This is a genomic window from Ketogulonicigenium robustum (genome assembly GCF_002117445.1).
In the GTDB taxonomy this organism is placed as follows: domain Bacteria; phylum Pseudomonadota; class Alphaproteobacteria; order Rhodobacterales; family Rhodobacteraceae; genus Ketogulonicigenium; species Ketogulonicigenium robustum.
On sequence record NZ_CP019937.1, the window covers coordinates 470001 to 492500 of the forward strand.

A 22500-nucleotide genomic window follows, 5' to 3' on the forward strand; every position below is an offset into this window, starting at 1 on the left:
CGCCTGCCCGGTGCTGGAAGGTTAAAAGGAGAGGTGCAAGCCTTGAATTGAAGCCCCAGTAAACGGCGGCCGTAACTATAACGGTCCTAAGGTAGCGAAATTCCTTGTCGGGTAAGTTCCGACCTGCACGAATGGCGTAACGACTTCCCCGCTGTCTCCAACATAGACTCAGCGAAATTGAACTGCCCGTGAAGATGCGGGCTACCCGCGGTTAGACGGAAAGACCCCATGCACCTTTACTCCAGCTTCACATTGGCATCAGGCCAAGCATGTGCAGGATAGGTGGTAGGCATTGAAACAGAGACGCCAGTCCCTGCGGAGCCATCCTTGAGATACCACCCTTGCTTTGCTTGATGTCTAACCGCGGTCCGTTATCCGGATCCGGGACCCTGTGTGGTGGGGAGTTTGACTGGGGCGGTCGCCTCCCAAAGTGTAACGGAGGCGCGCGAAGGTTGGCTCAGACCGGTCGGAAATCGGTCGTCGAGTGCAATGGCATAAGCCAGCCTGACTGCGAGACTGACAAGTCGAGCAGAGACGAAAGTCGGCCATAGTGATCCGGTGGTCCCGAGTGGAAGGGCCATCGCTCAACGAATAAAAGGTACGCTGGGGATAACAGGCTGATGATGCCCAAGAGTCCATATCGACGGCATCGTTTGGCACCTCGATGTCGGCTCATCTCATCCTGGGGCTGGAGCAGGTCCCAAGGGTATGGCTGTTCGCCATTTAAAGAGGTACGTGAGCTGGGTTTAGAACGTCGTGAGACAGTTCGGTCCCTATCTTCCGTGGGTGTAGGATACTTGAGAGGAGTTGCCCCTAGTACGAGAGGACCGGGGTGAACGGACCACTGGTGGACCAGTTATCGTGCCAACGGTAGTGCTGGGTAGCTATGTTCGGACAGGATAAACGCTGAAGGCATCTAAGCGTGAAGCCCCCCTCAAAACAAGGTATCCCTGAGGACCGTGAAAGACCATCACGTCAATAGGCTAGAGATGTAAGTGCAGTAATGCATTCAGTTGACTAGTACTAATCGTCCGATAGGCTTGGTTTGATCCAGAAATAGCTCAACCAAATCAAAAATCATACATAACAGTATACTTGAACAAAAATGCTTCTTTCCCGGTCTGGTGGATATAGCTCTTGCAAAACACCCGATCCCTTCCCGAACTCGGAAGTTAAGTGCAAAAACGCTGATGGTACTGCGACTTAAGTCGTGGGAGAGTAAGTCACCGCCAGACCTGATAAGAAGCATATCTCTCTCTATATACAAAAAATCCAAACAACGCGGGGTGGAGCAGCCCGGTAGCTCGTCAGGCTCATAACCTGAAGGCCGCAGGTTCAAATCCTGCCCCCGCAACCAACAAATCCTACACTTTCCGCAACCTCCCCTAAAACGGAGGTCTTTTGATGCACAGACATCAGGTCCGCATTCAGGCTCAAAGCCAGAATAATGCCGGACAAGACAGCGAACAATCATCGAGCTGAGGCTTGAGCACCCATTGGTGCAGGTCGAGAAATCGAACGACGCGCGGATGGGTTTGACGCGCGAAGAGTATAGAGCCCTGCGCACCCCTAGCGCCAGAAAATACTATTCTTGCTGTATCATGGTATTATACTGGACCTATATTTGGCTTTGATCTTGCAGGGGCATAGTGGAAGACCAGATCGCGACCCAACCGCGCCTTCTTGCTGATCGCATTGCTGCTGCCCTCGCGCAGGACGCGGGCGAGGACCCGCTTTATCGCCGTTTGGCGCGGGCCATGCGCCTCCTCATCGCGGCGAGCGAGATGAAAAACAACGACAACCTGCCCTCCGAGCGACGCCTCGCCGAAGTCACAGGGCTGTCGCGGGTGACAGTACGAAAGGCGCTGACAGCTTTGGCCGAGGAAGGCATCATCGGTCGGCGCGCCGGGGCGCGTGCGCATGTCGTGAAAGATATCGACCAATCGCTCTCGGTGCTTATCGGGTTTACGGCTGATATGCGACGGCGCGGGGCTGATGGCCGCTCGATCCTGCTGTCGCAAGATGTCGGGCTCCCGACCCCTGACGAGGTTATTTTGTTAGGGATATCACCGACCGACAAGGTCATGCGGTTGTCGCGGGTGCGGCTGGCCGAGGATGAGCCGGGATCGGCCGATATCTGAACTTCTACAACACCCGCCGTCCGCATTCATCGCTTGACGGGAAAACCCCCGATCACGCTTACTTCAACCAGCCAATGCCCGAAGTGGCAGACGCCTAACCGAAGAGGAAAACCACTTAGAAAACGCCCGGAACATATTTAGATAAACCGAACCACCTCTGTTCGACATTGGCGGGCTGCCTTACGCAAAAGCGGCGGCCGCGATTGAGTTGTTGGCGACCTCGGTCATGCCCGAGGTCAACCGTGCTTTGGCACCTTAGGCCGGTTTGCGGGCGGCCAGCAGCACCAGTGCCAGCGCCGCTGCGGCCATGACAGCGCCCGCCACGGGCACGGCGCTGTAGCCCAGCCCCGCGCTGATCACGCCGCCCCCCAGCGCCGCACCAATCGCGTTGCCCAGATTGAACGCGCCGATATTGATGGACGAGGCGAGGCTCGGCGCATCCGCAGCCTCTTGCATGACGCGGGTCTGCAGCGGGGATACAATGCCAAACGCTGCCATGCCCCACACCACCAGGCTGATCGCCGCGCCGACATGGCTGCCCAGCACCAGCGGCAGCGCCAGCATAATCAGCGCTAGCGCCGACAGGAAAGCCAGCGATGTGCCGGTCAGCGACCAGTCGGCCATACGCCCGCCAAGGGCGTTGCCCAGCGTGAACCCCACCCCGATCAGCACTAGGGCCAGCGTGACGAAGGCCTCGGATGCACCGGTAAGCGTTTCCAGCACGGGGGCGATGTAGGTGTAGAGGGTGAACATCGCGCTGGCGCCTAGCACCGTTGTCAGCAACGCGCGCAGCACGGCGGGCTGGACCAGTACCCGCAGCTCGCGCCGCACGTCGGGGCGTGCGCCCGGGGCACCCTTGGGCAGGGCCAGCGCCAGCGCGGTAATAGTGGCCACGCCCAGCAGGGCCGTACCCCCAAACGCAGCGCGCCACCCGATATGCTGCCCCACCCATGTGGCCAGCGGCACGCCGCCGATATTGGCGATGGTCAGCCCCATGAACATGGTCGCGACGGCGCTGGCGCGTTTTTCGGGTTTCACGACGCTGGCCGCGACGATCGACCCCAGCCCGAAGAACGCGCCATGGTTCAGGCTAGTCACTACGCGCGACAGCAGTAGTGTCCAGTAATCGGGGGCCAACGCGGACAGGATGTTGCCCAAAGTGAAAATCCCCATCAGCGTCATCAGCGCGGTGCGCTTGCCAAAGCGGCTGAAGATCAGAGTCATGAACGGCGCGCCCAGCATCACCCCGATGGCATAGGCGCTAACCAGCAGCCCCGCCGAGGGGATCGACACGCTTACGCCGTCTGCGATGATCGGCAGCATGCCCATAGGCGAAAACTCGGTCACGCCGATTGCGAAGGCGCCAATGGCGAGGGCCAGCAGGGGCCAGTTGAAATCACGCGCTGCCATGGGGGCTCCTATTATGGGGTGGGCCGAGGGTAGAGGGTTTTGTTGGGGCGGCGCAATGCGCGCGAATGCCTCAGGTCGTGCGGATCTTCGTTCCAATGGGGAAAGAGTGAAGCCCCGATTCAATGGATAATGCCGGATGTGGCAATATGGTACCAGCGTTTATCAACCTTACAAGAAGGTCATGGGAAATGCTTGATACACGTACGGCGCCTTTTGCGCTTTTGATTTTGCGCGTTGTGCTGGGACTGTTGTTCCTGGCCCACGCTTGGCTGAAGATTTTCGTATTCACCCCCGCCGGCACGGCTGGTTTCTTTGCATCGGTCGGCGTGCCGGGCTGGTTGGCGTATATCGTCATCATCTGGGAAGTGCTGGGCGCGGTAGCGCTGATTCTGGGCGTCTGGCCCCGTCTGGTCGCAATCGCGATGATCCCGGTGCTGCTGGGCGCTATCGCGACCGTGCACTGGGCTGCGGGATTCTTCTTTGACAGCCAGTATGGTGGCTGGGAATACCCCGCCTTCTGGATCATCGCGCTGATCGTTCTGGCACTGGGCGGTGATGGTGCCAAGGCGCTGAAACCTACGCCTAAACTGGGCTAGGCCCTGAAAATCGGGGGGCTGCACATACCTTGCGGCCCCCCGTTTGCTATTGCGCAGCCTTGCCTTGTGCGCCCGCGCAGCCTAAGAGCGCCAAAAGGTTTTTTTATTGGCTAAAGGGGTGCCGCATGGGCTTTCGCATGGGGATCGTCGGCCTGCCGAACGTCGGCAAGTCGACACTGTTCAACGCGCTGACGCGCACCGCCGCGGCGCAAGCTGCCAACTTCCCCTTCTGCACGATCGAGCCGAACGTCGGCGAGGTTGCCGTGCCGGATGCCCGTTTGGATAAGCTGGCAGCGATTGCAGGGTCGAAGCAGATCATTCCGACGCGGATGACGTTTGTCGATATTGCGGGTCTGGTGAAGGGCGCCTCGCGCGGCGAGGGGTTGGGCAACCAGTTCCTGCACAATATCCGCGAAACCGACGCCATCGCCCATGTGCTGCGCTGCTTTGAAGACGGCGATGTGACCCACGTGGAAGGCCGCGTCGACCCCGTATCGGACGCGCAAACAATCGAGATGGAGCTGATGCTGGCCGACCTTGAGTCGATCGAGAAGCGTCTGGCGGGTCTCGTGCGCAAGGTAAAAGGTGGCGACAAGGAAGCCATCGAGCAAGAAGCCCTGCTGAAGGCGGCCAAAGAGGCGCTGGACGCTGGCAAGCCTGCCCGCACTGTGAAAGTGTCGGACGACCAGCAAAAACAGTGGCGCATGCTGCAACTGCTGACATCGAAGCCGATCCTGTATGTCTGCAACGTCGAGGAATCGGCGGCTGCGACCGGCAACGCGTTTTCGGCCAAAGTGGCCGAAATGGCTGCGGCCGAGGGGAACTCGCACGTCGTGATCTCGGCCAAGATCGAGGAAGAGATCAGCCAGCTGGCCGATGACGAAGCCGCCATGTTCCTTGAGGAAATGGGGCTGGATGAGGCCGGCCTCGACCGTCTGATCCGCGCGGGTTACGAGCTGCTGAAGCTGCAAACCTATTTCACAGTCGGCCCGAAAGAGGCCCGCGCTTGGACGATTCCGGCGGGCACACTGGCCCCGCAGGCGGCAGGCGTGATCCACGGCGATTTCGAACGTGGGTTCATCCGCGCCGAGACCATCGCCTACGACGATTACGTGGCCTTTGGCGGCGAATCTGCCGCGCGCGAGGCAGGTAAGCTGCGCGCGGAAGGCAAGACATACCTCGTCAAAGACGGTGATGTCCTGCACTTCCTGTTCAACACCTGATGCGAAAAGGGGGCCAACCGGCCCCCTTTTTATTGCTCGTCCTTGAGCGTTTCTTTTTGTGTGATCAGGCGCGCCGAGTTCTGCCCCGACAGGAAGATCCACATCCAGCTGAGTAGCACCATGATCCGCGACCGTGTGCCGATCAGGAAGTAGATGTGCGCCAGCCCCCAGACCCACCACGCCAGCCAGCCGCGCATTTGGAATTTTCCAAATTCGATCACGGCCGAATTGCGCCCGATGGTCGCCAGATTGCCCATGTGTTTGTATTTGAACGGGGCGGGTGCAGCCTTGCCAGTCAGTCGCGCGCGGATCAGTTTGGCCGCATACTGGCCCTGTTGCTTGGCCGCAGGGGCCACCCCCGGCACCGGCTTGCCGTCTGATTCGACGTGCGCCGTATCGCCCAGCACAAAGATATTGGGGTCATCGGCCAGCGTCAGATCGGGCTGCACCATCACGCGGCCCGCGCGATCGGCGGGCACGCCCAACCAGTCCTTGGCGCGCGATGCCTGCACGCCCGCTGCCCAGATCACAGTGCGCGCAGCGATGGGTTGGTCGCCCAGCACGATCCCCTCGCCCGAAACGCCGGTGACGGGCGTGCCGGTTTTCACCTCGACCCCCAGCTTGGTCAGCGATTTGGCCGCGTAGTCGGACAGGTTTTCCGAAAAGGCAGGCAGGATGCGCGGGCCAGCCTCGATCAGCATGATGCGGGTCTGGTTTGTGTCGATGCGGCGGAATTCTGTCGGCAGAATCCGGTGCGCAAGCTCGGCCAGAATGCCGACCAGCTCGACCCCTGTCGGGCCAGCGCCGATCACGGCAAAGGTCAGCTGGGCGCTGCGCTCGGCCGGGTCTTCGGTCAGTTCGGCGCGTTCGAATGCCAGCAGCAGGCGGCGGCGAATCGTTGTCGCATCCTCCAGCGTTTTCAGGCCGGGGGCGTCGGCTTCCCATTCGTCGCGGCCGAAATACGCATGGCGCGCGCCGGTGGCGATGACCAGCGTGTCATAGGGAATGCGCTGGCCGCCGCGCAGCAGTACTTCGTGGGCGGCGCGGTCGACGCCCTCGACAGTGGATAGCAGCGTCGTCACATCCTTGCGGCTGCGCAGCAGGCGGCGGATGGGCCATGCGATTTCCGATGTGGCCAGCAGTGTGGTCGCCACCTGATACAGCAGGGGTTGGAATAGATGGTGATTTCGTTGGTCAATCAACGTGATTTCACAATCACTGCCACGCAGGTTCTGGACCAGTTGAAGGCCGGCAAACCCGGCACCGACGACGACAACCCGATGTGTCATGTCGTAATTCCGCCTTGATATTACTGCCTGGCCGATATGGCTTGGCGTCTCGCGCGCAGGATGAACATGTCGGCGTCGCGAGGCAAGGGGAAGCTTGCGGTAACCCGCCATTCTCTGGGGGCATGGCTAGGCCGGACGATCTGCGTGAAATCGCCAAAGTTTGATCCATGTCAATTCCACCCCTGTCCAAGGGGGCTAAGCTTGCTAGCATATGATCGCGCCCCCTGCGGTAGGGGGCCGCCATCCGGCCCCGTCTGCGGGCCGAACCGGAGTGAGAAATATGAGCTATAAGACGATTGCCATTTTCGTACACGACGCTGAACGCGACGCGGCCGCTTACGAGGCCGCCCTCGAGATTGCCAGCCGGGACGATGCTCATCTTGAAGTTTATTGTCTGGGGATCGACCCTGTCCAATACGAGGCGACGCTGACCGGGGCGATGCCGATCTTCCTGTCGCAGGGGATTCCCGAAGCGCAGGAAAGCGCGACGAAACTGGCCGAATGGGCCGAAAGCAAACTGTTGGGTGGCCAGCAGCGCGTCTATGTGCAGCCGATTGCCACGGCCAGCGCGGGGATTGAACTGCTGGTCGGGCGCTATGCCCGCTTTGCCGACCTGATTATCACCCCGCAGCCCTACAGCAACGAACGTGGCCGCATCGCCGAGGCCCTGCTGGAAGGGGCGCTGTTCAACACCGAAGCCCCCGTTCTGGTCATCCCCGACGCTGACATCAGCTACGAGGCACCCTTCAAGCATGCGCTGATCGCGTGGAACGAAAGCGACGAATCGCTGTCGACTGTGCGCAAAGCGATGCCGGTTTTGAACACTGCCGAGAAGGTCGACATCGTCATGATCGACCCCGATGTGCGGTCGGGTGACCGGTCCGACCCCGGCGGTGCGCTGGCGATGATGCTGGCCCGCAAAGGGGCCAAGGCCGATGTGAACATTCTGGCCCGCACGCTGCCCAAAGTGGCGGATATGATCACGCGCTTTGCGGCGGATCACGGCGCTGATGTTATCGTGATGGGGGCCTATGGCCATTCGCGGCTGCGTCAGGCCGTGCTGGGCGGCACTACGCGCAGCATGTTGACCGACATCACGCTGCCCGTGCTGATGTCGCACTGATTGACGGTTCAGGGGGCGGCGCTGATGTCACGCATTATCACCGTCCCCGCTTTCGGCGATCAGGCGGGCCCTATCAGGGACTGTGACATGCCGCGCGCCGTGCAGGATGATAACCCCGTCATGGCGCAGTGCCGAAAACTGGCGGCTGACGGTTTCCAACGTCAGGCCCAGATGGTCGGCAATCGCCTCGCGCGTCAGGACAAGGTCGATGTCGTGCGGCGTGCCCGCGCGCCGCGCAAGGATGACCAGCAGGCTGGCAATCTTCTCGCGCGCGGTTTTGCGGCCCAGCACCAGCATCCAGTCGCGGGCTGCGTCCAATTCGTCCATCGCCATATCCAGCAGGCGCGCGCCCAAGTGCGGGGTGCGGGCGATCAGCTGTTCGAAAGGTTGGCGGCGAAAACAGCAAAGTATGACATCAGATGCGGCCACCACGTCGTAACGGGCTCGCAGGCGGCCTGGGCGGCCCAAAAAGTCGCCAGCCTGCAGCAGCCCTACCGTTTGGCGGCGCCCGTCCTGCATCGTATGCGACAGCATTGCGATACCGCGCACGACCGAGGCCAAAAACGGCAGCGCGTCGCCCGCGTAGACGATGGTCTGGCCCGCAGGATAGCTGCGGTAAAACTTCATTTCCTCCAGCTGCGCCAGTTCGTCTGCGTCGCAGTGGGCGCAGACGGCATTGCGGCGAATGGCGCAATCGGCGCATCCGCTTTGCAAGGTGTGCGAGGGGTGGGCGGATGCCTCGGCCATGGCGAAACAGCTTTCGGATTTATCAAGGATCAGGCGCATCCTAGCGCCCCCAGAACGGAATGGCGATGATCACCCGCGACGACTTTCAGAAGATCGGCCTGTTTGACGCGCGGGTGCCGCGCTACACCAGCTATCCGCCCGCGAACCACTTCAATACGCAGGTGGGGCCCAGCCATATGGCGCAGTGGCTGCGCGCAGTGCCGCGCGGGGGGCATGTGTCGCTTTATCTGCACATCCCCTATTGTCGGCGGCTGTGTTGGTTCTGTGCCTGTCGTACGCAAGGGACTGCCACCGACCGGCCGTTGCGCCCGTATTTGGATCAGCTGTTGGCCGAATTGGCGCTGGTGGCCGCACATCTGCCCGCCGACGTGCGCGTCTCGCGCGTACATTTGGGGGGCGGCACGCCGACGATCCTGCCGCCCGACATGCTGCGCGAGCTGGGCGCTGCGCTGCGCGCCTTTCGCCCGTTCACGCGGACGGCGCAGTTTTCCGTCGAGATCGACCCGACCGAGGTGGACGCCGCGCGTCTGGATGCGCTGGTCGAGATCGGGATGACGCGCGCCTCGATCGGGGTGCAGGACTTTGACCCCGAGGTGCAGCAGGCGATCGGGCGCGACCAGCCGTTCGACCTGACGCGCGATGTCGTGGCGCAGCTGCGCGCGCGCGGGGTGCGGTCGGTCAATATGGATGTCCTTTATGGATTGCCCTACCAAACCCGCGACAGCCTGACCGAGACGATGCGTAAGGTGCTATTGATCCGGCCCGACCGGCTGGCGATGTATGGCTACGCGCATGTGCCGTGGGTGGCGCGCCGGCAGGTGATGATCCCCGAAAAGGCGCTGCCTGATGGCGAAGCCCGCCTGAACCTGTTTGAAACCGCCCGCCGCCTGATGCTGTGGGAAGGCTATCGCGAGGTCGGCATCGACCATTTCTGCCTGCCCGAGGACGGCCTAGCGCTGGCATCCGAGATGGGCACGCTGCGGCGGAACTTTCAGGGCTATACCGAAGAAAACGCCAATGCACTGATCGCGCTGGGCGCCTCGGCCATCTCGCGCTTTCCGCAGGGCTATGCGCAAAACGTGTCGGCATCGGCCGATTATGCGGCCGCGATTAGCCAAGGGCGGTTGGCGACAGCGCGCGGGCATGCGCTGTCGATCGACGACCTGCTGCGCGGCGGCATGATCGAGGAATTGATGTGCCGCTTCAGCATCGACGTTGCCGGCCACGCGCGGCGTTTTGGTATGTCGGTGGACGAGGTGACAAGCCTGCTGGTGCCGCTGCTGTCGACCTGCGCCGCCCATCTGGTGGTTGACGGCCACCAGATAGAACTGACTGGCCCCGCGCGCCATCTGGCCCGCATTGCGGCCCAAACGCTGGATGCTTATGCCGCACCTGGGGGGCGCCACTCGCGCGCGGTATAGCGGCGCGCGTTTCCCCCTTGTGAGTTGCCTTCTATTTGGGCAGTTTGCAAACGCTGCCTCTCAGGGCCGCTTTGTCCTTGGGAGGGGCGTCCATGCGAGTCGGGATTATCTGCTTGCTGCTGGCATACGGACTGTCGCAGTTCTATCGTGCATTTCTGGCGGTGCTGACGCCCTATCTGGGCGCAGACATCGGCATGACGCCGGAAACATTGGCGACGGCATCCAGCTTGTGGTTCGTGGCCTTTGCTGCCTTGCAGATCCCCGTCGGAATCGCGCTGGACCGCGTCGGGCCGCGTCGGACGTCGGCGCTGTTGTTCGGATTGGGCACGGGCGGGGGCGCAGCACTGTTCGCGCTGGCCAGCCAGCCGTGGCATATTGTGCTGGCCATGATGTTGATCGGCGCGGGCTGTGCGCCGGTGTTGGTGGCCAGCTATTACATCTTCGCCCGCATCTACAGCCCCGCCGTTTTTGCGACGCTTGCGGGTGCGGTGATTTCGATTGGTAGCCTTGGGAATATCTCCAGCTCGTATCCGCTGGCATGGGCGCTGGGCTTTCTGGGGTGGCGCGAGACGGTTTGGTGTCTAGCCGCACTATCAGTGCTGACGGCCCTATTGGTGCAATTTCTGGTGGTCGACCCGCCCGCATCCGAAGGTGGCCCACAGGGAAAAATGTCGGAACTGCTGCGGATGCGCGCGCTTTACCCTATCTGCGGCTTGCTGTTCGTGGGCTATGCGCCGCTGGCGGCGATCAGCGGGTTGTGGGTTGGCCCCTATACGCATGACGTGTTCGGATTGGACGCCGAAGGGATCGGCGCGGCCGCCTTGGTTATCGGTCTGTCGATGGCGGCGGGCAGCATGCTCTATGGCCCGGTCGAGCGGGCGCTGCGCAGTCGCAAATGGGTCGCCCTGACCGGCAGCGCGGTGATGGGGCTTGCGCTTTATATGCTGTGGGCCACTGCCGGGCAGTCGTTGTTGCTGTCGGTGGCGTTGTTTGGGGTGATCGGGTTTTTCGGGGCGAATTATCCGGTGATTATGGCGCAGGGCCGCACGTTCTTGCCCGCACACCTGACGGGGCGCGGTGTGACGCTGCTGAACCTGTTCAGCGTGGGCGGTGTGGGCGTGATGCAATTTGTCAGTGCGCGCGTCTATGCCGCCGCGCCCGCGCAGCCGGTGACCGCGCCTTATGCCGCGATTTTCCTGACCTTCGCCCTTGTGGTGACTGTGGGGGTGATCATCTATGCTTTCTCGCGCGAGGCGCCTGCGCCAGTCGAAATTCATTCGCGCGCGATCTGATCTTTTCCCCCGCTTCCCCTTGGGGTAAGAAAAACGCCTGATTAGCAAGGAGCCACCTGTATGGGCTATAATGTCGTCGTCGTGGGCGCCACGGGTAACGTGGGCCGCGAAATGCTCAACATCCTCGCCGAGCGCGAGTTCCCGGTCGAAAAGATCGCGGCGCTTGCCAGCCGCCGGTCGCTGGGGACCGAGGTGAGCTTCGGCGACAAGACCCTGAAAACACAGGATCTGGCACAGTTTGACTTTGCCGGATGGGACATTGCCCTGTTCGCCATCGGATCGGACGCGACCAAGGAATTCGCGCCCAAGGCTGCGGCTGCGGGCTGCGTGGTTATCGATAACTCGTCGCTGTATCGTTATGACCCCGATGTGCCCTTGATCGTGCCCGAGGTGAACGCCGACGCGGTTGTGGGCTACACCAAGAAAAACATCATCGCGAACCCCAACTGTTCGACCGCGCAAATGGTTGTGGCGCTGAAGCCGCTGCATGACCGCGCCAAGATCAAGCGCGTCGTCGTGTCGACCTACCAATCCGTGTCGGGCACCGGTAAAGAGGCTATCGACGAGCTGTGGGACCAGACCAAGGGCATGTATGTGCCCGGTCAAGAGGTCGCCCCCAAGGTTTACCCCAAGCAGATCGCCTTTAACGTGATCCCGCACATCGACGTTTTCTTGGATGACGGCCAGACCAAAGAAGAATGGAAAATGGTCGCCGAGACGAAGAAGATTTTGGACAAGAGCATCAAGCTGACCGCCACCTGCGTGCGCGTGCCGGTGTTCGTCGGCCATTCCGAGGCGATCAACATCGAATTCGAGGAGTTCATCGACGAAGAGGAAGTCCGCGACATCCTGCGCGAGGCCCCCGGAATTCTGGTGATCGATAAGCGCGAACCGGGTGGCTACATCACCCCCGTCGAATGCGTTGGCGAATATGCGACCTTCATCTCGCGCATCCGGCAGGATTCGACGATCGACAATGGCATTAACCTGTGGTGCGTGTCCGACAACCTGCGCAAGGGCGCGGCGCTGAACGCGGTGCAGATCGCCGAAGTGCTGGGCCAGCGCTGCCTGAAAAAAGGCTGAAACAAAAAAGGGGCGCCGCAGGGTGCCCCTTTTCATATACGGCGCTGTTACAGCGCGTTGATGCGATCGACCATGCCCTTGGGCCACGCGGACGAAATCGGGGCGTTCAGGTATTTCTCGTTCGCATAGGCGCGGAACGCTTCGACATCGGGGGTGTGGGTGCGGATGCCTTCGCCCTCGAAGAATGTCAGCAGCTCGGCCTCTTCACGCTGGTATTCGGCGTCGCTCCATTCAAAGGCCTTGTCGGCGGCGGCCTGCAGCTTTTCTTGCTGTTCAGGGGTGAAGCTGTCGAAAAGGGCCGCGTTGATCATCAGCAGTCCGAAGCCGACATTGTGGCCTGTCAGCACGATCTGGTCGGTGACTTCGTAGAACTTCATGATGCGGTTGTTGGGCAAGGGGTTGTCCTCGGCGTCGATCGCACCGGTTTGCAGGGCTGTGTAGACCTCGGCGTAGGCGACTGCTGTCGGGTTTGCGCCCAGCGATTCACCCAGGAATTGCCACGCCTCGCCGCCGGGCATGCGCAGGCGCAGGCCCGCCATATCTGCGGGGGTGTTGATCTGTCGATCGCCGCGCACGTTCAGATGGCGTGTTCCATAGTAGGCGGGGCCTAGAATGTGCACGCCCATTCGTTCACGGGCCATTGCTTTGAATTCATCCCCCACGTCGCTTTGAAAGATACGGCGCATGTGTTCGGCGTCGCGGACAAGGTAGGCGGCGGTCAGGATGCCGAATTCGGGCACTTGTTCTGCAAAGTCTGATGGTGGCATCAGTGCCATTTCCAGATTGCGGCGCTGCACGGCCACGATTTCGGTGCCCTGCCGGTAAAGAGTGCCGCCAAAATAGGGCTCGAACGCGAAATCGGGGGCGACTTCGGCCGCGAAAATCTCGGCCAGCGCGCGTGAGCGGGGGGCGTCGGCGGTGGTGCTGTCGGCAAAGCGCAGCTTGATGTCTTGGGCATTTGCGGCCAGCGGCAGCGCCGCGCAAGCGATGGCCGCCGACAGCAGCAGGCGGCGGGTGAAGCGGAACGACATGGGGAACCTCGTCATGATATGTCGCGTTTGAAGCGGTGTTCGGGCAGGCCTTGGCCGATGCCGTCGATGGCCAGCAGGGCGCCGGCCAACGGCTCGGCCGCCCGCTGGGCAGGGCTGAGGAATTTGAAAGCGGTGGTGATATAAAGCGTGCGGTAGTCCGGCCCGCCGAAGCAAAGACAGGTCGGATTGGTGACAGGCAGGGCGATTTCGCGGTCAATCCGGCCGTCTGGCGTATAGCGGACGATCTTGCCGCCGCCGAAGAACGCCGCCCATAGGCAGCCATCCACATCCATCGCCGCGCCGTCGGGGCGATCGCCCGTGGCGCTATAATCGGCCCAGATGCGGCGGGACGTGATTTCGCCATCGGCGGGGTCGATATCGTAGACCCACGACTGGTGGCGACGCGTGTCGGTGAAGTGCATCCGCCGCCCGTCAGGCGAGAAGGCGATGCCGTTCGCTACGATGACGTCGCTGCCGATACGGGTGACGCTTGCATCCCCATCAACGCGGTAAAACGCGCCATTCGGGCGGTGCAGCTGGTTATCCATCGTGCCGATCCACAGCCGCCCCCATTGGTCGACCCGCCCGTCGTTCAGGCGGTTGTCGAAACCGGTGGCAGCGTTGTCCTCGACCGCCACGAAGGGGGACGATGCGCCGGTGCGGGCGTCATAGGTGTGCAGCGTCAGGTCTTTGGCGATCAGTTGGGTGCCGTCAGTGCAGAGGGCTTGGGAGCCCAGCCAGTCGCAGTCGAACGGGGTGACGCTGTGCGCGCCGGTGGCGGGATGAAGGCGATGTAGGCGGGGCTGTTCGATATCCAGCCACGTCAGGTCTTGGGTTTGATCGCACCACAGCGGTGTTTCGCCAAGGCGGTCACCGCCATCGTGGTGGACGACGGTGATTTCGGGGAGATGCGTCATGGGGGTCAGGTCATCTCTGCCATAGCGCGCACGGCTGTTGCGTAGCCGCGCGGGCCAAAGCCGGCCATCACCGCCGTCGCGACCTTGGACACAAGCGAGTTGTGGTAGATCGCCTCGCGGCGGTGGACGTTGGAAATGTGCAGTTCGATGATTGGGTTATCGAACTGCTTCAGCGCATCCAGAATCGCGATTGATGTGAAGGTGAAGGCGGCGGGGTTGATAATGATGCCCGCAGCCTGCGCTTCGATAGCCTCGTGAATCCAGTCGATCAGTTCGTATTCGCGGTTCGACTGGTGAAAGCGCACCTCGACATCGGGGCCGGCCGTTGTGCGGCACAGGGCCTCGACCTCGGCCAGTGTAGTGCTGCCGTAGATCTGCGGTTCGCGCTTGCCCAGACGGTTCAGGTTCGGGCCGTTCAGGACGTAGATTATCTTGGTCATGTCATGTTTCCGTCAGATCAGCCCGAATAGCCAAAGAGGCGCGGGACAAAGAGAACGATGTCGGGAATAAGGGTGATAAGCATCAGTGCGACGAGCAGCCCAAGGAGGAACGGCACGGTATCGCGCAGGATCGCGCCCATTGATGCGCCCGAGACGCGCTTTACCACGAACAGCAGCAGTCCATAGGGCGGTGTCACCAGCCCGATCATCACATTGAACACGACGACCACGCCGAAGTGGATCGGGTCGATGCCCAGTGCAGCAGCGGTCGGGATCAGCACCGGCACGATGATGAGGATGATGGTCGAGCCTTCCAGAACAGCGCCGATCAGCAATAGCAGCACGTTGACCAGCAGCAGGAAGGTCAGGGGCGTCAGGTCATAGCTGAGCAGCAGGCTGCGAATGGCGTTGGGAATGTTTTCAATGGTTACGATATAGTTGAACACCAAGGCAGCGGCGATCAGCATGCCGATAGAGGTCGTGGTGCGCGCGGCATTAAGCAGCGAGGTGTAGAACTCGCGCAGTCCCACATCGCGGTAGATGACGACCGAAACGAACAGGGCATAGGCGGCTGCAACGGCGGCGGCCTCGGTCGGGGTCATCACGCCGCCACGCAGGCCGACGATCAGCACCACCGGCAGCATCAGCGCGGGCAGGGCACGCAATGTGATACGGGGCAGTTCCCGGACCGGGACGGGCTCTTCGGTCGGGAAGTTGTTGCGGCGGGCGCTCCACCAGACGATCAGCATTTGGCTGGCCGAGATTAGCAGCCCGGGCAGGATGCCCCCTAGGAATAGGTATCCAATCGAGGCGTTCGAGACCAAGGCGTAGATCACCATTGGGATCGAGGGGGGCAGAATAGGCGCGACGACGGCTGTAACAGCGCTGAGGGCGGCGGCAAAGGACGGGGTGTATTTGCCGTCTTGCGTCATCATGCGCATCATCATCTTGCCCATGCCGCCCGCATCTGCGAGGGCCGAGCCTGACATGCCCGCGAATAGCAGCGATTGCAGCACGTTCACCTGCGCAAGCCCGCCACGGAATCGGCCGACCAGCGCATTGGCAAAATTGGTCAGTCGGGTTGTCATGGAACCAGAATTCATCAGCTCGGCCGCCAGAATGAACAGCGGCACCGCCAGCATTGTATAGCTGGTGTACATGGAGTTGAGGAGTTGTTCGGCGGCTGTGCCCATATCCAGCCCAGCCATCAGCAGATACAGGATCGAGGCGAGGATCATGGAGTAGGCGACGGGCAAGCCCAGAACGGCGAGTGTCACCAGCAGTAAGATACAGGCGGTAAATGGATCGGTCAGGCTCATGCTTGGGGCCCCGTCTGATGCGGTTTCTTGCCGGGCCAGCGCGCACCGAGCGCCCGTGCCAAAATCCAGATGTAACGGCAGACCACCGCTACGGCGAAAATGATGTAGATGGAAAACAGCCAGTCAAAGCGGATCTTCAGATAGGCCGAAGACTGGATTTTCATGAATGTCACGTAATCCCAGCTGGCGGGCAGCGAGATCAGGAACAGCGCGATCAGCACCAGTGCGGTGCAAATCACCATCACGCGCTGCACGCCTTTGCGCACCGATCCATAGAGCAGATCGAAGCGGATTTCCTCGTCTTCGCGCACGACAAAGGCGGCGCCCCAAAGCACCAGCCACAGCCACATGATGACCGTCAGCTCGGACGTCCAGCCGGTGGGCATGTTGAAAAAGTATCGTGATACGACCTGGATGATGAAAGCAAAGAACATTACGGCCAACATCAAGGCTTGAATGTTCTCGGCCCGGCGCCTTAGCCAAGCGCCGACTGCAGATAGTCGCATGAATTCCCCCTGAGCGACGCGGCGAAAAAACCGCCGCGCCATGCGTGATGGCGCGGCGGCTTTTTATAGGCCGTTGATACGTTCGACGATTCCGTCAGGCCAGCGCGCGGCAGCCCCCGAGGATTGGTAGAGCTGTTGGGCGTAGGTGCGAAACGCGGCCAGATCTGGTTCGGTGATGGTCAGCCCTTGCTCTTCGAAAAAGGCGATCAGGTCGGCTTCGTTTTGCAGGTGCTGTGCGTTCGACCAGGCGATCGCCTCGTCTGCGGCGGCTTGCACTTGGGCCTGCTGTTCAGGCGTCAGCTTGTCCCACGTGCTTTTGGAAATGGTCAGCACGTCGAAGCCCACGAGGTGCGATGTCTTCACGATCTGGGACATGACTTCGTAGAACTTCATGTTCTGCACGTTGGGCATCGGGTTGTCTTGCCCGTCGATCGCGCCGGTCTGCAGCGCGGTGTAGACTTCGGCATAGGCGACGGGGGTCGGGTTCGCGCCAAGGGCTTGCCCAAGGAACTGCCACGAATCCCCGCCCGGCATCCGCAGGCGCAGGCCAGCCATGTCGGCAGGCGTGTTGATGTCGCGCTGGTTGCGCAGACCCACGTGGCGGACGCCGAAATAGGTCGGCCCCAGCACGCGGATCCCGAGGCGATCCTCGGCCATCTTTTTCATTTCCTCGCCCGCATCGCTTTGGAAGAAGGCGACCAGATGGTCGGCATCGCGGAACAGATAGGCCGAGGTCAGCACAGACCATTCAGGCAATTGTTCCGAGATATCTTGCGGGGCGATATTACCCATTTCCAGATTGCTGCGCTGCAAGGCGACAAGCTCGGTGCCTTGGCGGAACAATGTCGCGCCGTAGAACCCCTGAAAATCGAAGCCGTCTCCCAGTGCTGCGGCAAAGCGTTCCATCATCTCGGCGCGGATGTCTTGCTGCGAGAACACAGCAGAAAATCGCAGCGGCACGTTCGATTGCGCCATCGCGGGCGCAGCAGTGGCCAAAGCCAACGCAGCACCTGCCGACAGCAGCAGACGTCTTGTAAACGAATGCGTCATTCTGTCCTCCCTGTTTTAGTCTCGACGGCCCTCCACTGCCGTACTGAGGGTTGAGCCTACATAAGACGAATGCTCGATCAATAGTTAAATTCTAGATCATCATATATTTTAGATTACGTCATCTAGGTGCGGCGCGCTTGTTGTGAGCGGTTGCGCTGGCTATGTAGGGGAAGAAGACTCGATGCAGGACTGCCCCGTGCAAGACCCCCAACCGATCGCCGCAACCGCCGGCGAGGCCGCGTATCAGCGGATCCGCAACGACATCATCTTTGGCCGACTGGCCCCCGGGCTGCGCCTGAAGCTGGACCAAGCCCGTGCGCACTATGATATCAGTGTCAGCACGTTACGCGAAATCCTTTATCGCCTTTGTGCCGAGGGGTTGATGCGGGCCGAGGGACAAAAAGGCTTCAGCGTGCCACCCGTGTCGCAGGAAAATTTCCGCGAATTGGCCGCCATGCGCGCCTTTCTGGAGACGAGTGCCCTGCAACAGTCGTTCGCGCTGGGCGATGTCGAGTGGGAGGCCGATGTTGTCGCCGCGCACCACCGCCTGTCGCGGTTGGAGGGGCGAATTCAGGCCGGTCAAGCCGACGAGACCGAACAGTGGAAGCGGTATGACTGGGGATTTCACCACGCCTTGATCGCCGCATGCGGGTCGCAGGTACTGCTGGATACGCATGCGCTGATATTTGACCAGTACCTGCGCTACCAGATGATCGCCGTTATCTTTCGCGGCGAATCGGCAGCAGATGAACATCGCGCGCTGATGGAATGTGCGCTGGGCCGCGACGCAGACCGCGCGGTCGCCATTTTGCACGGGCACATCAATGCCTGCGTCGCGCATACGATCAGGAATGGCTTACTGCCTGCCGCAACGCTACAGTAAGGCAGTTTTATCAGAGATTGGCCAAATACCATGACAAGCGCAGAAATCGACGGTGAACAGCAAAATGGCCTCACCGTCAGTGAAAACGCCTATCGCCGGATGCGGTCGGACATTATTTTTGGGCGATTGCGGCCCAAACAAAAGCTGAAGCTAGACGGGTTGCGCGACAGCTATGGCATCAGCATCAGCACCCTGCGCGAGATTTTGAACCGCCTTTCATCCGAAGGGCTGGTCGTGGCCGAGGGGCAGCGCGGGTTCGAGGTTGCGCCGGTGTCGGTCGAAAACCTGAAGGAAGTCGCGGCCTTGCGCCTGTTGCTCGAGGCGCACGCGCTGAAGCAATCGTTCGCGGCAGGTGGAGTCGAGTGGGAGGGCGATGTTGTCGCCAGCCACCACAAACTTGCCACGCTAGAGCGGCGGATGGCGGCGGGCGACATGTCGCAGACCGAGCTGTGGAAGCGCTACGATTGGGAATTCCACCAGTCCCTGATTTCGGCCTGCGGCTCGCAGGTGTTGATGGATACCCATGCCGCGATCTTCGATAAATACCTGCGATACCAGATGATTGCGTTGTCGTTCCGTGGCGATATCGCGGCGAGCGAGCATCGTGTGTTGCTAGAGGCGGCGCTGGATCGCGATTCCAAGACCGCACGCGAGGTGCTGGCGCGTCACGTGCAAGGCGGCCTTGAGCACGCGCTGGCGGCGGGGTTGATCGCGTAATGTCACACGAAGTCTAAAATAACCTATGAAAGTAAAATCAGCATTTGAAATGTTGATCGCCAAATCCTATTCTGTGCGTGAAATTTACACGAACGGGGGCTGACGTGATCAGGCTGGGTTTGATCGGCGACAATATCAAGCAATCGCAGTCGCCTGCATTGCACCGTCTGGCTGGCGGTTTGACCGGACTGCCGGTTAGCTATGAACTGCTGATTCCCGCCGAACAGGGCCGCGATTTCGAGGCCCTGCTGTCATGGGCCGAGGCCGAGGGGTTTCAGGGGCTGAACATCACCTACCCCTATAAAGAGCGTGTCGTCACGAAGCTGGATGTGCCCGAGGCGGCCGTGCGTGCGCTGGGCGCCTGCAATACGGTAATCTTCGGCGAGGGGACCCCGCGCGGGCATAATACCGACTACAGCGGCTTTCGCGCTGCCTTTGCTGCGCGTTTCGGCGACGAGACCCCCGGGCGCGTCGCGATGGCGGGCGCGGGCGGTGTGGGCAAGGCTGTCGCGTTTGGTCTGGCTGATCTGGGTGCCGCAGAGCTGGGAATTTTTGATACCGACGTCGCGCGCGCCCAAGCGCTTGCTGCGGCGCTGTCCCGTTATAAACCGCAGATGGATGTGCGTGTCGCGACCTCGATCGCGGATGCCTGCGAAGGGACAGACGGCCTCGTCAACTCGACCCCGCTGGGGATGGGCGGTATCGGCGGCACGGCCTTCGCGACCGATTTGCTGGCAGGGCGCAAGTGGGCGTTCGATGCGGTCTACACACCCGTTGATACGCCGTTTTTGACAGACGCCGCGCAAGCTGGCATCGCCGTTTTGACGGGGTACGAGCTGTTCTTTCACCAAGGCGTTGACGCGTTTCGCCTGTTCACCGGGGCCGAGGTCGACCCGCAGGCGCTGCGCGTGGCGCTGCAGGGCCAAGCCGCGGCCTGACATGACCCCGCTGCCCGCCGGTTAGGCCTTTGGCATACCGGCGGGGCGCATCTGGCGTTTCATGGCCGCGATGCGGAACGGCGCGTTCGGGCCGCCGTATCCCGCATATCCGCCATCACGTTGCACGAATTCCAGAAACAGCCCGCCCGCCAACGGGCGGCTGAAGATTTGCCAGAATCGCCCGTTTTCATCCTCGTCATACAGAATGTTGAGGGCCTGCATACGCTGTAGGTCCGCCGTGGGCAGATCGAAACGGGCGGCCAAGTCGCCATAATAGTTGCCGCCGATTGGCAAAACGGGGAAGGCGCGCGAGGCCAGCGCCTCGGCTGTTGCGAAAATGTCGGTGGTTGCAAAGGCAATGTGCTGAACGGACGCGCCATAGGTCTCTTCGATGAATTGACCGGCAAGGGTGCGACGCGCTTCGGCACCGTTCAGGGTGACGCGCAGCGCGCCTGCCGCCAGCGCCTGACTGCGAACAAGGCCATCGGGGTCGATCACATCAACCATCGGCGCACGGGCGGCGTCCAACAGCGTTGTGTAAAACAGCGACCAACTGAGCATTTCGTCATACGCCATCGTCTGCGCGATGTGGTCGATATGCGTCAGGCCGATGCCCGCGGGGGTACCTTGCGCGACGGTGAAATCGCTTTGCCAGATCGAAGGGGCGCCATTGGCATCATCCAGAAACCGCAGCACGCTGCCGCCCGCGTGGCGGATGCCGGGGAAAGCCCGCTCGCCGGGGGCGGGGGCGGCGCTGGTGTGGGGCTTGGCCCCCAGTGCCTGCGCGCGCTGTGCGGATGCGGCGGCCGAGGGCACTTTTAGCCCGATCTCGGACACGGTCGTGCCGTGCGTGCTCCAACTGGTCAGGTTGAAATCGTCGCTGCTGGTGTTGATCAGCAGGCTGATGTCGCCCTGCCGCCACAGCGACACTGCTTTGCTGCGGTGCGCCCCGGCTTGCGCGAAACCTGCGGCCTTCAGCGTCGCCTCAAGCGGGGCGGCCTCGGGTGCGGTGGTGGCGAATTCCAGAAATTCGACGGCGCTGACCTGTGCGGGCGGGGGGATTGCGGGCAGGTTGGTGGCCAGCGCAGGTTCGGCGCGGGCGACGCGATCCATCAGGGCGACAAGGCTGCGGTAGCCCGATTGCGCCACAAGGCGGGGCAGGCCCGCACGGAACTGGTCGTTGAAAATCTCGAGGCTGAGCGGGCCGTCGTATCCCGTTGCCAGAATGGCGCGGGTAAAGGCGGTGACATCCAGATCGCCCTCGCCGGGCATATTGCGGAAGTGGCGCGACCAATACAGCAGATCCATCGGGATCGCAGGGGCGTCTGCCAACTGCACGAAGAAAATCTTGTCGCCCGGAATGCGGCGGATCGTTTCGGGGTCGATCTTCGGCCCCAGCGTGTGGAAACTGTCGAGGATCAGGCCGATATTGTCGTGGTCGGCGCGGCGCACAATCTCCCATGCGTCGCGGTGGTCGCTGACGTGCTTGCCCCAGCACAGGGCCTCGTAGCCGACGCGGATGCCGCGCTGGCGGGCAATGTCGCCAAGGGCGTGAAAATCATCCGCCGCGCGGTCGATCCCGCCGATGGCGGCAGGATGCAGGGACGAGCAAAACAGCGCAAGATCGGTGCCGAGTTCGGCCATCAGGTCGAACTTGTGTTCGGCGCGCGAAAATGCGCGCTGGCGCAGCGGTGCGGGCAGGCCTTCGAAATCGCGGAACGGCTGGAACAGCATGATCTCTAGCCCGAAATCGCGCACCATCCGCGCAGCATCGCGGGGGGATAGATCCGAGGCGAGGAAGTCCTGTTCGAAAATCTCGATCCCGTCGAAACCGGCGGCGGCGATGGCGGCCAGCTTGTCCTGGAACGTCCCCGAGATTGATACCGTGGCGATGGAAGTTTTCATGGCCGTCCAATCAGATTGCAGCATACGAAAACTATAACACCATATGATTTGCAAATCATAGAGCGTTGTTTTTGCTAGTGGTGTCGCCGCCGCCGCTGCACTGGCCGTTTCGGGGCGAATTGTCGCAGCCTGCGCGCGCATCATGTTGAAAAACAGGGCGTTAGTGGCGGAATTTCCCCTTGGGCGGGACTGAATTCACATAATGGTCTGTAACTCGGGGCAGGGGTTGATTAGAACGATTCTAGATCGACTACGAGGATGCAAATGGCGCTTATCAATACCAAAATCCGCCCCTTTACGGCGCAAGCCTACAAGCAGGGCAAGTTCATCGAAGTGACCGAAGCCGACGTGCTGGGCAAATGGGCTGTCTTCTTCTTCTATCCGGCGGATTTCACCTTCGTCTGCCCGACTGAACTGGGCGATGTGGCCGACCACTACGCCGATTTGCAAAGCCGCGGCGTCGAGGTGT

21 protein-coding genes, 1 tRNA gene, 2 rRNA genes and 1 pseudogene (2 of these 25 running past the window's edge) are annotated in these 22500 nt (G+C 61.4%); 15 read left to right on the forward strand and 10 right to left on the reverse strand.

Features of this window, described 5'->3' with window-relative positions:
- The 5 genes and pseudogenes from BVG79_RS02375 to BVG79_RS13425 form a co-directional block, all read left to right on the forward strand.
- Nucleotides 1-1048, forward strand: a 23S ribosomal RNA gene (locus BVG79_RS02375) (it extends 1789 nt beyond the left edge of the window).
- Nucleotides 1049-1120: 72 nt separating this feature from the next.
- Nucleotides 1121-1235: ribosomal RNA gene (gene rrf, locus BVG79_RS02380) — 5S ribosomal RNA — on the forward strand.
- A 45-nt stretch (nt 1236-1280) separates the two neighbouring features.
- Nucleotides 1281-1357 (forward strand) — tRNA-Met (locus BVG79_RS02385).
- Between the two features lie 292 nt (nt 1358-1649).
- Nucleotides 1650-2141 (forward strand): GntR family transcriptional regulator, encoded by a 492-nt coding sequence (locus tag BVG79_RS02390; RefSeq protein WP_257789405.1) that lies wholly within the window; start codon nt 1650-1652, stop codon nt 2139-2141.
- A pseudogene (locus BVG79_RS13425) lies at nt 2120-2239 on the forward strand (integrase core domain-containing protein); the annotation flags it as partial. The gene BVG79_RS02390 and the pseudogene BVG79_RS13425, both read left to right, overlap by 22 nt.
- 157 nt (nt 2240-2396) lie before the next feature.
- On the opposite strand, the gene BVG79_RS02395 reads toward BVG79_RS13425, so the two are convergent.
- Nucleotides 2397-3551, reverse strand: a complete 1155-nt coding sequence (locus BVG79_RS02395) for an MFS transporter (protein ID WP_085785476.1) — start codon at nt 3549-3551, stop codon at nt 2397-2399.
- A gap of 188 nt (nt 3552-3739) precedes the next feature.
- On the opposite strand from BVG79_RS02395, the gene BVG79_RS02400 reads away from it, so the two are divergent.
- Nucleotides 3740-4147, forward strand: a complete 408-nt coding sequence (locus BVG79_RS02400) for a DoxX family protein (protein ID WP_085785477.1) — start codon at nt 3740-3742, stop codon at nt 4145-4147.
- A 125-nt stretch (nt 4148-4272) separates the two neighbouring features.
- Entirely contained in the window at nt 4273-5370 is a 1098-nt protein-coding gene (ychF, locus tag BVG79_RS02405; protein ID WP_085785478.1) for a redox-regulated ATPase YchF, read from the forward strand.
- 29 nt (nt 5371-5399) lie between these two features.
- On the opposite strand, the gene BVG79_RS02410 is transcribed toward ychF, so the two are convergent.
- Nucleotides 5400-6659, reverse strand: coding sequence for an NAD(P)/FAD-dependent oxidoreductase (locus BVG79_RS02410; protein WP_085785479.1), 1260 nt, complete (start codon nt 6657-6659; stop codon nt 5400-5402).
- 280 nt (nt 6660-6939) lie between these two features.
- Between BVG79_RS02410 and BVG79_RS02415 the strand changes: the two genes are divergently transcribed.
- Entirely contained in the window at nt 6940-7782 is an 843-nt protein-coding gene (locus tag BVG79_RS02415) for a universal stress protein (protein ID WP_085785480.1), read from the forward strand.
- 27 nt (nt 7783-7809) lie between these two features.
- On the opposite strand, the gene fnrL is transcribed toward BVG79_RS02415, so the two are convergent.
- Nucleotides 7810-8529, reverse strand: coding sequence for a transcriptional regulator FnrL (gene fnrL / locus BVG79_RS02420; RefSeq protein WP_157115706.1), 720 nt, complete (start codon nt 8527-8529; stop codon nt 7810-7812).
- Between the two features lie 65 nt (nt 8530-8594).
- Here fnrL and hemN point away from each other — a divergent pair, with 65 nt between their 5' ends.
- From hemN to BVG79_RS02435, 3 genes are all read left to right on the forward strand, one after another.
- The gene (gene hemN, locus BVG79_RS02425) at nt 8595-9950 is read left to right on the forward strand and encodes an oxygen-independent coproporphyrinogen III oxidase (protein WP_198167879.1); all 1356 of its coding nucleotides are present in this window, start codon (nt 8595-8597) and stop codon (nt 9948-9950) included.
- Nucleotides 9951-10042: 92 nt separating this feature from the next.
- A complete protein-coding gene (locus BVG79_RS02430) occupies nt 10043-11242 on the forward strand; it encodes an MFS transporter (protein ID WP_085785482.1) in 1200 nt (399 codons plus the stop codon).
- A gap of 60 nt (nt 11243-11302) precedes the next feature.
- Nucleotides 11303-12325 carry an aspartate-semialdehyde dehydrogenase gene (locus BVG79_RS02435; protein WP_085785483.1) on the forward strand — a complete coding sequence of 341 codons (1023 nt, stop codon included), beginning with the start codon at nt 11303-11305 and terminating at the stop codon, nt 12323-12325.
- Between the two features lie 47 nt (nt 12326-12372).
- Here the strand turns inward: BVG79_RS02435 and dctP (BVG79_RS02440) are convergent, their stop codons facing one another.
- The 6 genes from dctP (BVG79_RS02440) to dctP (BVG79_RS02465) form a co-directional block, all read right to left on the reverse strand.
- Nucleotides 12373-13371, reverse strand: a complete 999-nt coding sequence (gene dctP, locus BVG79_RS02440) for a TRAP transporter substrate-binding protein DctP (protein WP_236951395.1) — start codon at nt 13369-13371, stop codon at nt 12373-12375.
- Nucleotides 13368-14273 (reverse strand): SMP-30/gluconolactonase/LRE family protein, encoded by a 906-nt coding sequence (locus tag BVG79_RS02445; protein ID WP_085785485.1) that lies wholly within the window; start codon nt 14271-14273, stop codon nt 13368-13370. Before BVG79_RS02445 ends, dctP (BVG79_RS02440) begins: the two co-directional genes overlap by 4 nt.
- 5 nt (nt 14274-14278) lie before the next feature.
- Nucleotides 14279-14713, reverse strand: coding sequence for a type II 3-dehydroquinate dehydratase (locus BVG79_RS02450; protein WP_085785486.1), 435 nt, complete (start codon nt 14711-14713; stop codon nt 14279-14281).
- A 17-nt stretch (nt 14714-14730) separates the two neighbouring features.
- Nucleotides 14731-16032 carry a TRAP transporter large permease gene (locus tag BVG79_RS02455; RefSeq protein ID WP_085785487.1) on the reverse strand — a complete coding sequence of 434 codons (1302 nt, stop codon included), beginning with the start codon at nt 16030-16032 and terminating at the stop codon, nt 14731-14733.
- Entirely contained in the window at nt 16029-16466 is a 438-nt protein-coding gene (locus tag BVG79_RS02460; RefSeq protein WP_236951396.1) for a TRAP transporter small permease, read from the reverse strand. Before BVG79_RS02460 ends, BVG79_RS02455 begins: the two co-directional genes overlap by 4 nt.
- 135 nt (nt 16467-16601) lie before the next feature.
- On the reverse strand, nt 16602-17588 hold the full coding sequence (gene dctP / locus BVG79_RS02465) for a TRAP transporter substrate-binding protein DctP (RefSeq protein ID WP_085785488.1): 987 nt from the start codon (nt 17586-17588) through the stop codon (nt 16602-16604).
- Between the two features lie 181 nt (nt 17589-17769).
- Between dctP (BVG79_RS02465) and BVG79_RS02470 the strand changes: the two genes are divergently transcribed.
- The 3 genes from BVG79_RS02470 to BVG79_RS02480 all read left to right on the forward strand — a co-directional run bounded on the left by BVG79_RS02470 (nt 17770) and on the right by BVG79_RS02480 (nt 20126).
- Nucleotides 17770-18471, forward strand: a complete 702-nt coding sequence (locus BVG79_RS02470; RefSeq protein WP_157115607.1) for a GntR family transcriptional regulator — start codon at nt 17770-17772, stop codon at nt 18469-18471.
- A gap of 30 nt (nt 18472-18501) precedes the next feature.
- Nucleotides 18502-19188, forward strand: coding sequence for a GntR family transcriptional regulator (locus BVG79_RS02475; RefSeq protein WP_085785489.1), 687 nt, complete (start codon nt 18502-18504; stop codon nt 19186-19188).
- A 104-nt stretch (nt 19189-19292) separates the two neighbouring features.
- Entirely contained in the window at nt 19293-20126 is an 834-nt protein-coding gene (locus BVG79_RS02480; protein ID WP_085785490.1) for a shikimate dehydrogenase family protein, read from the forward strand.
- A gap of 21 nt (nt 20127-20147) precedes the next feature.
- On the opposite strand, the gene BVG79_RS02485 is transcribed toward BVG79_RS02480, so the two are convergent.
- Nucleotides 20148-22031 (reverse strand): bifunctional sugar phosphate isomerase/epimerase/4-hydroxyphenylpyruvate dioxygenase family protein, encoded by a 1884-nt coding sequence (locus tag BVG79_RS02485; RefSeq protein ID WP_085787205.1) that lies wholly within the window; start codon nt 22029-22031, stop codon nt 20148-20150.
- 264 nt (nt 22032-22295) lie between these two features.
- Here BVG79_RS02485 and ahpC point away from each other — a divergent pair, with 264 nt between their 5' ends.
- Nucleotides 22296-22500, forward strand: the 5' end (the start) of a protein-coding gene (ahpC, locus tag BVG79_RS02490; RefSeq protein WP_085787206.1) for an alkyl hydroperoxide reductase subunit C. Its footprint extends 359 nt past the window's final position; the window shows 205 of its 564 coding nt (coding positions 1-205); it begins with the start codon at nt 22296-22298; its stop codon lies off the right edge, out of view.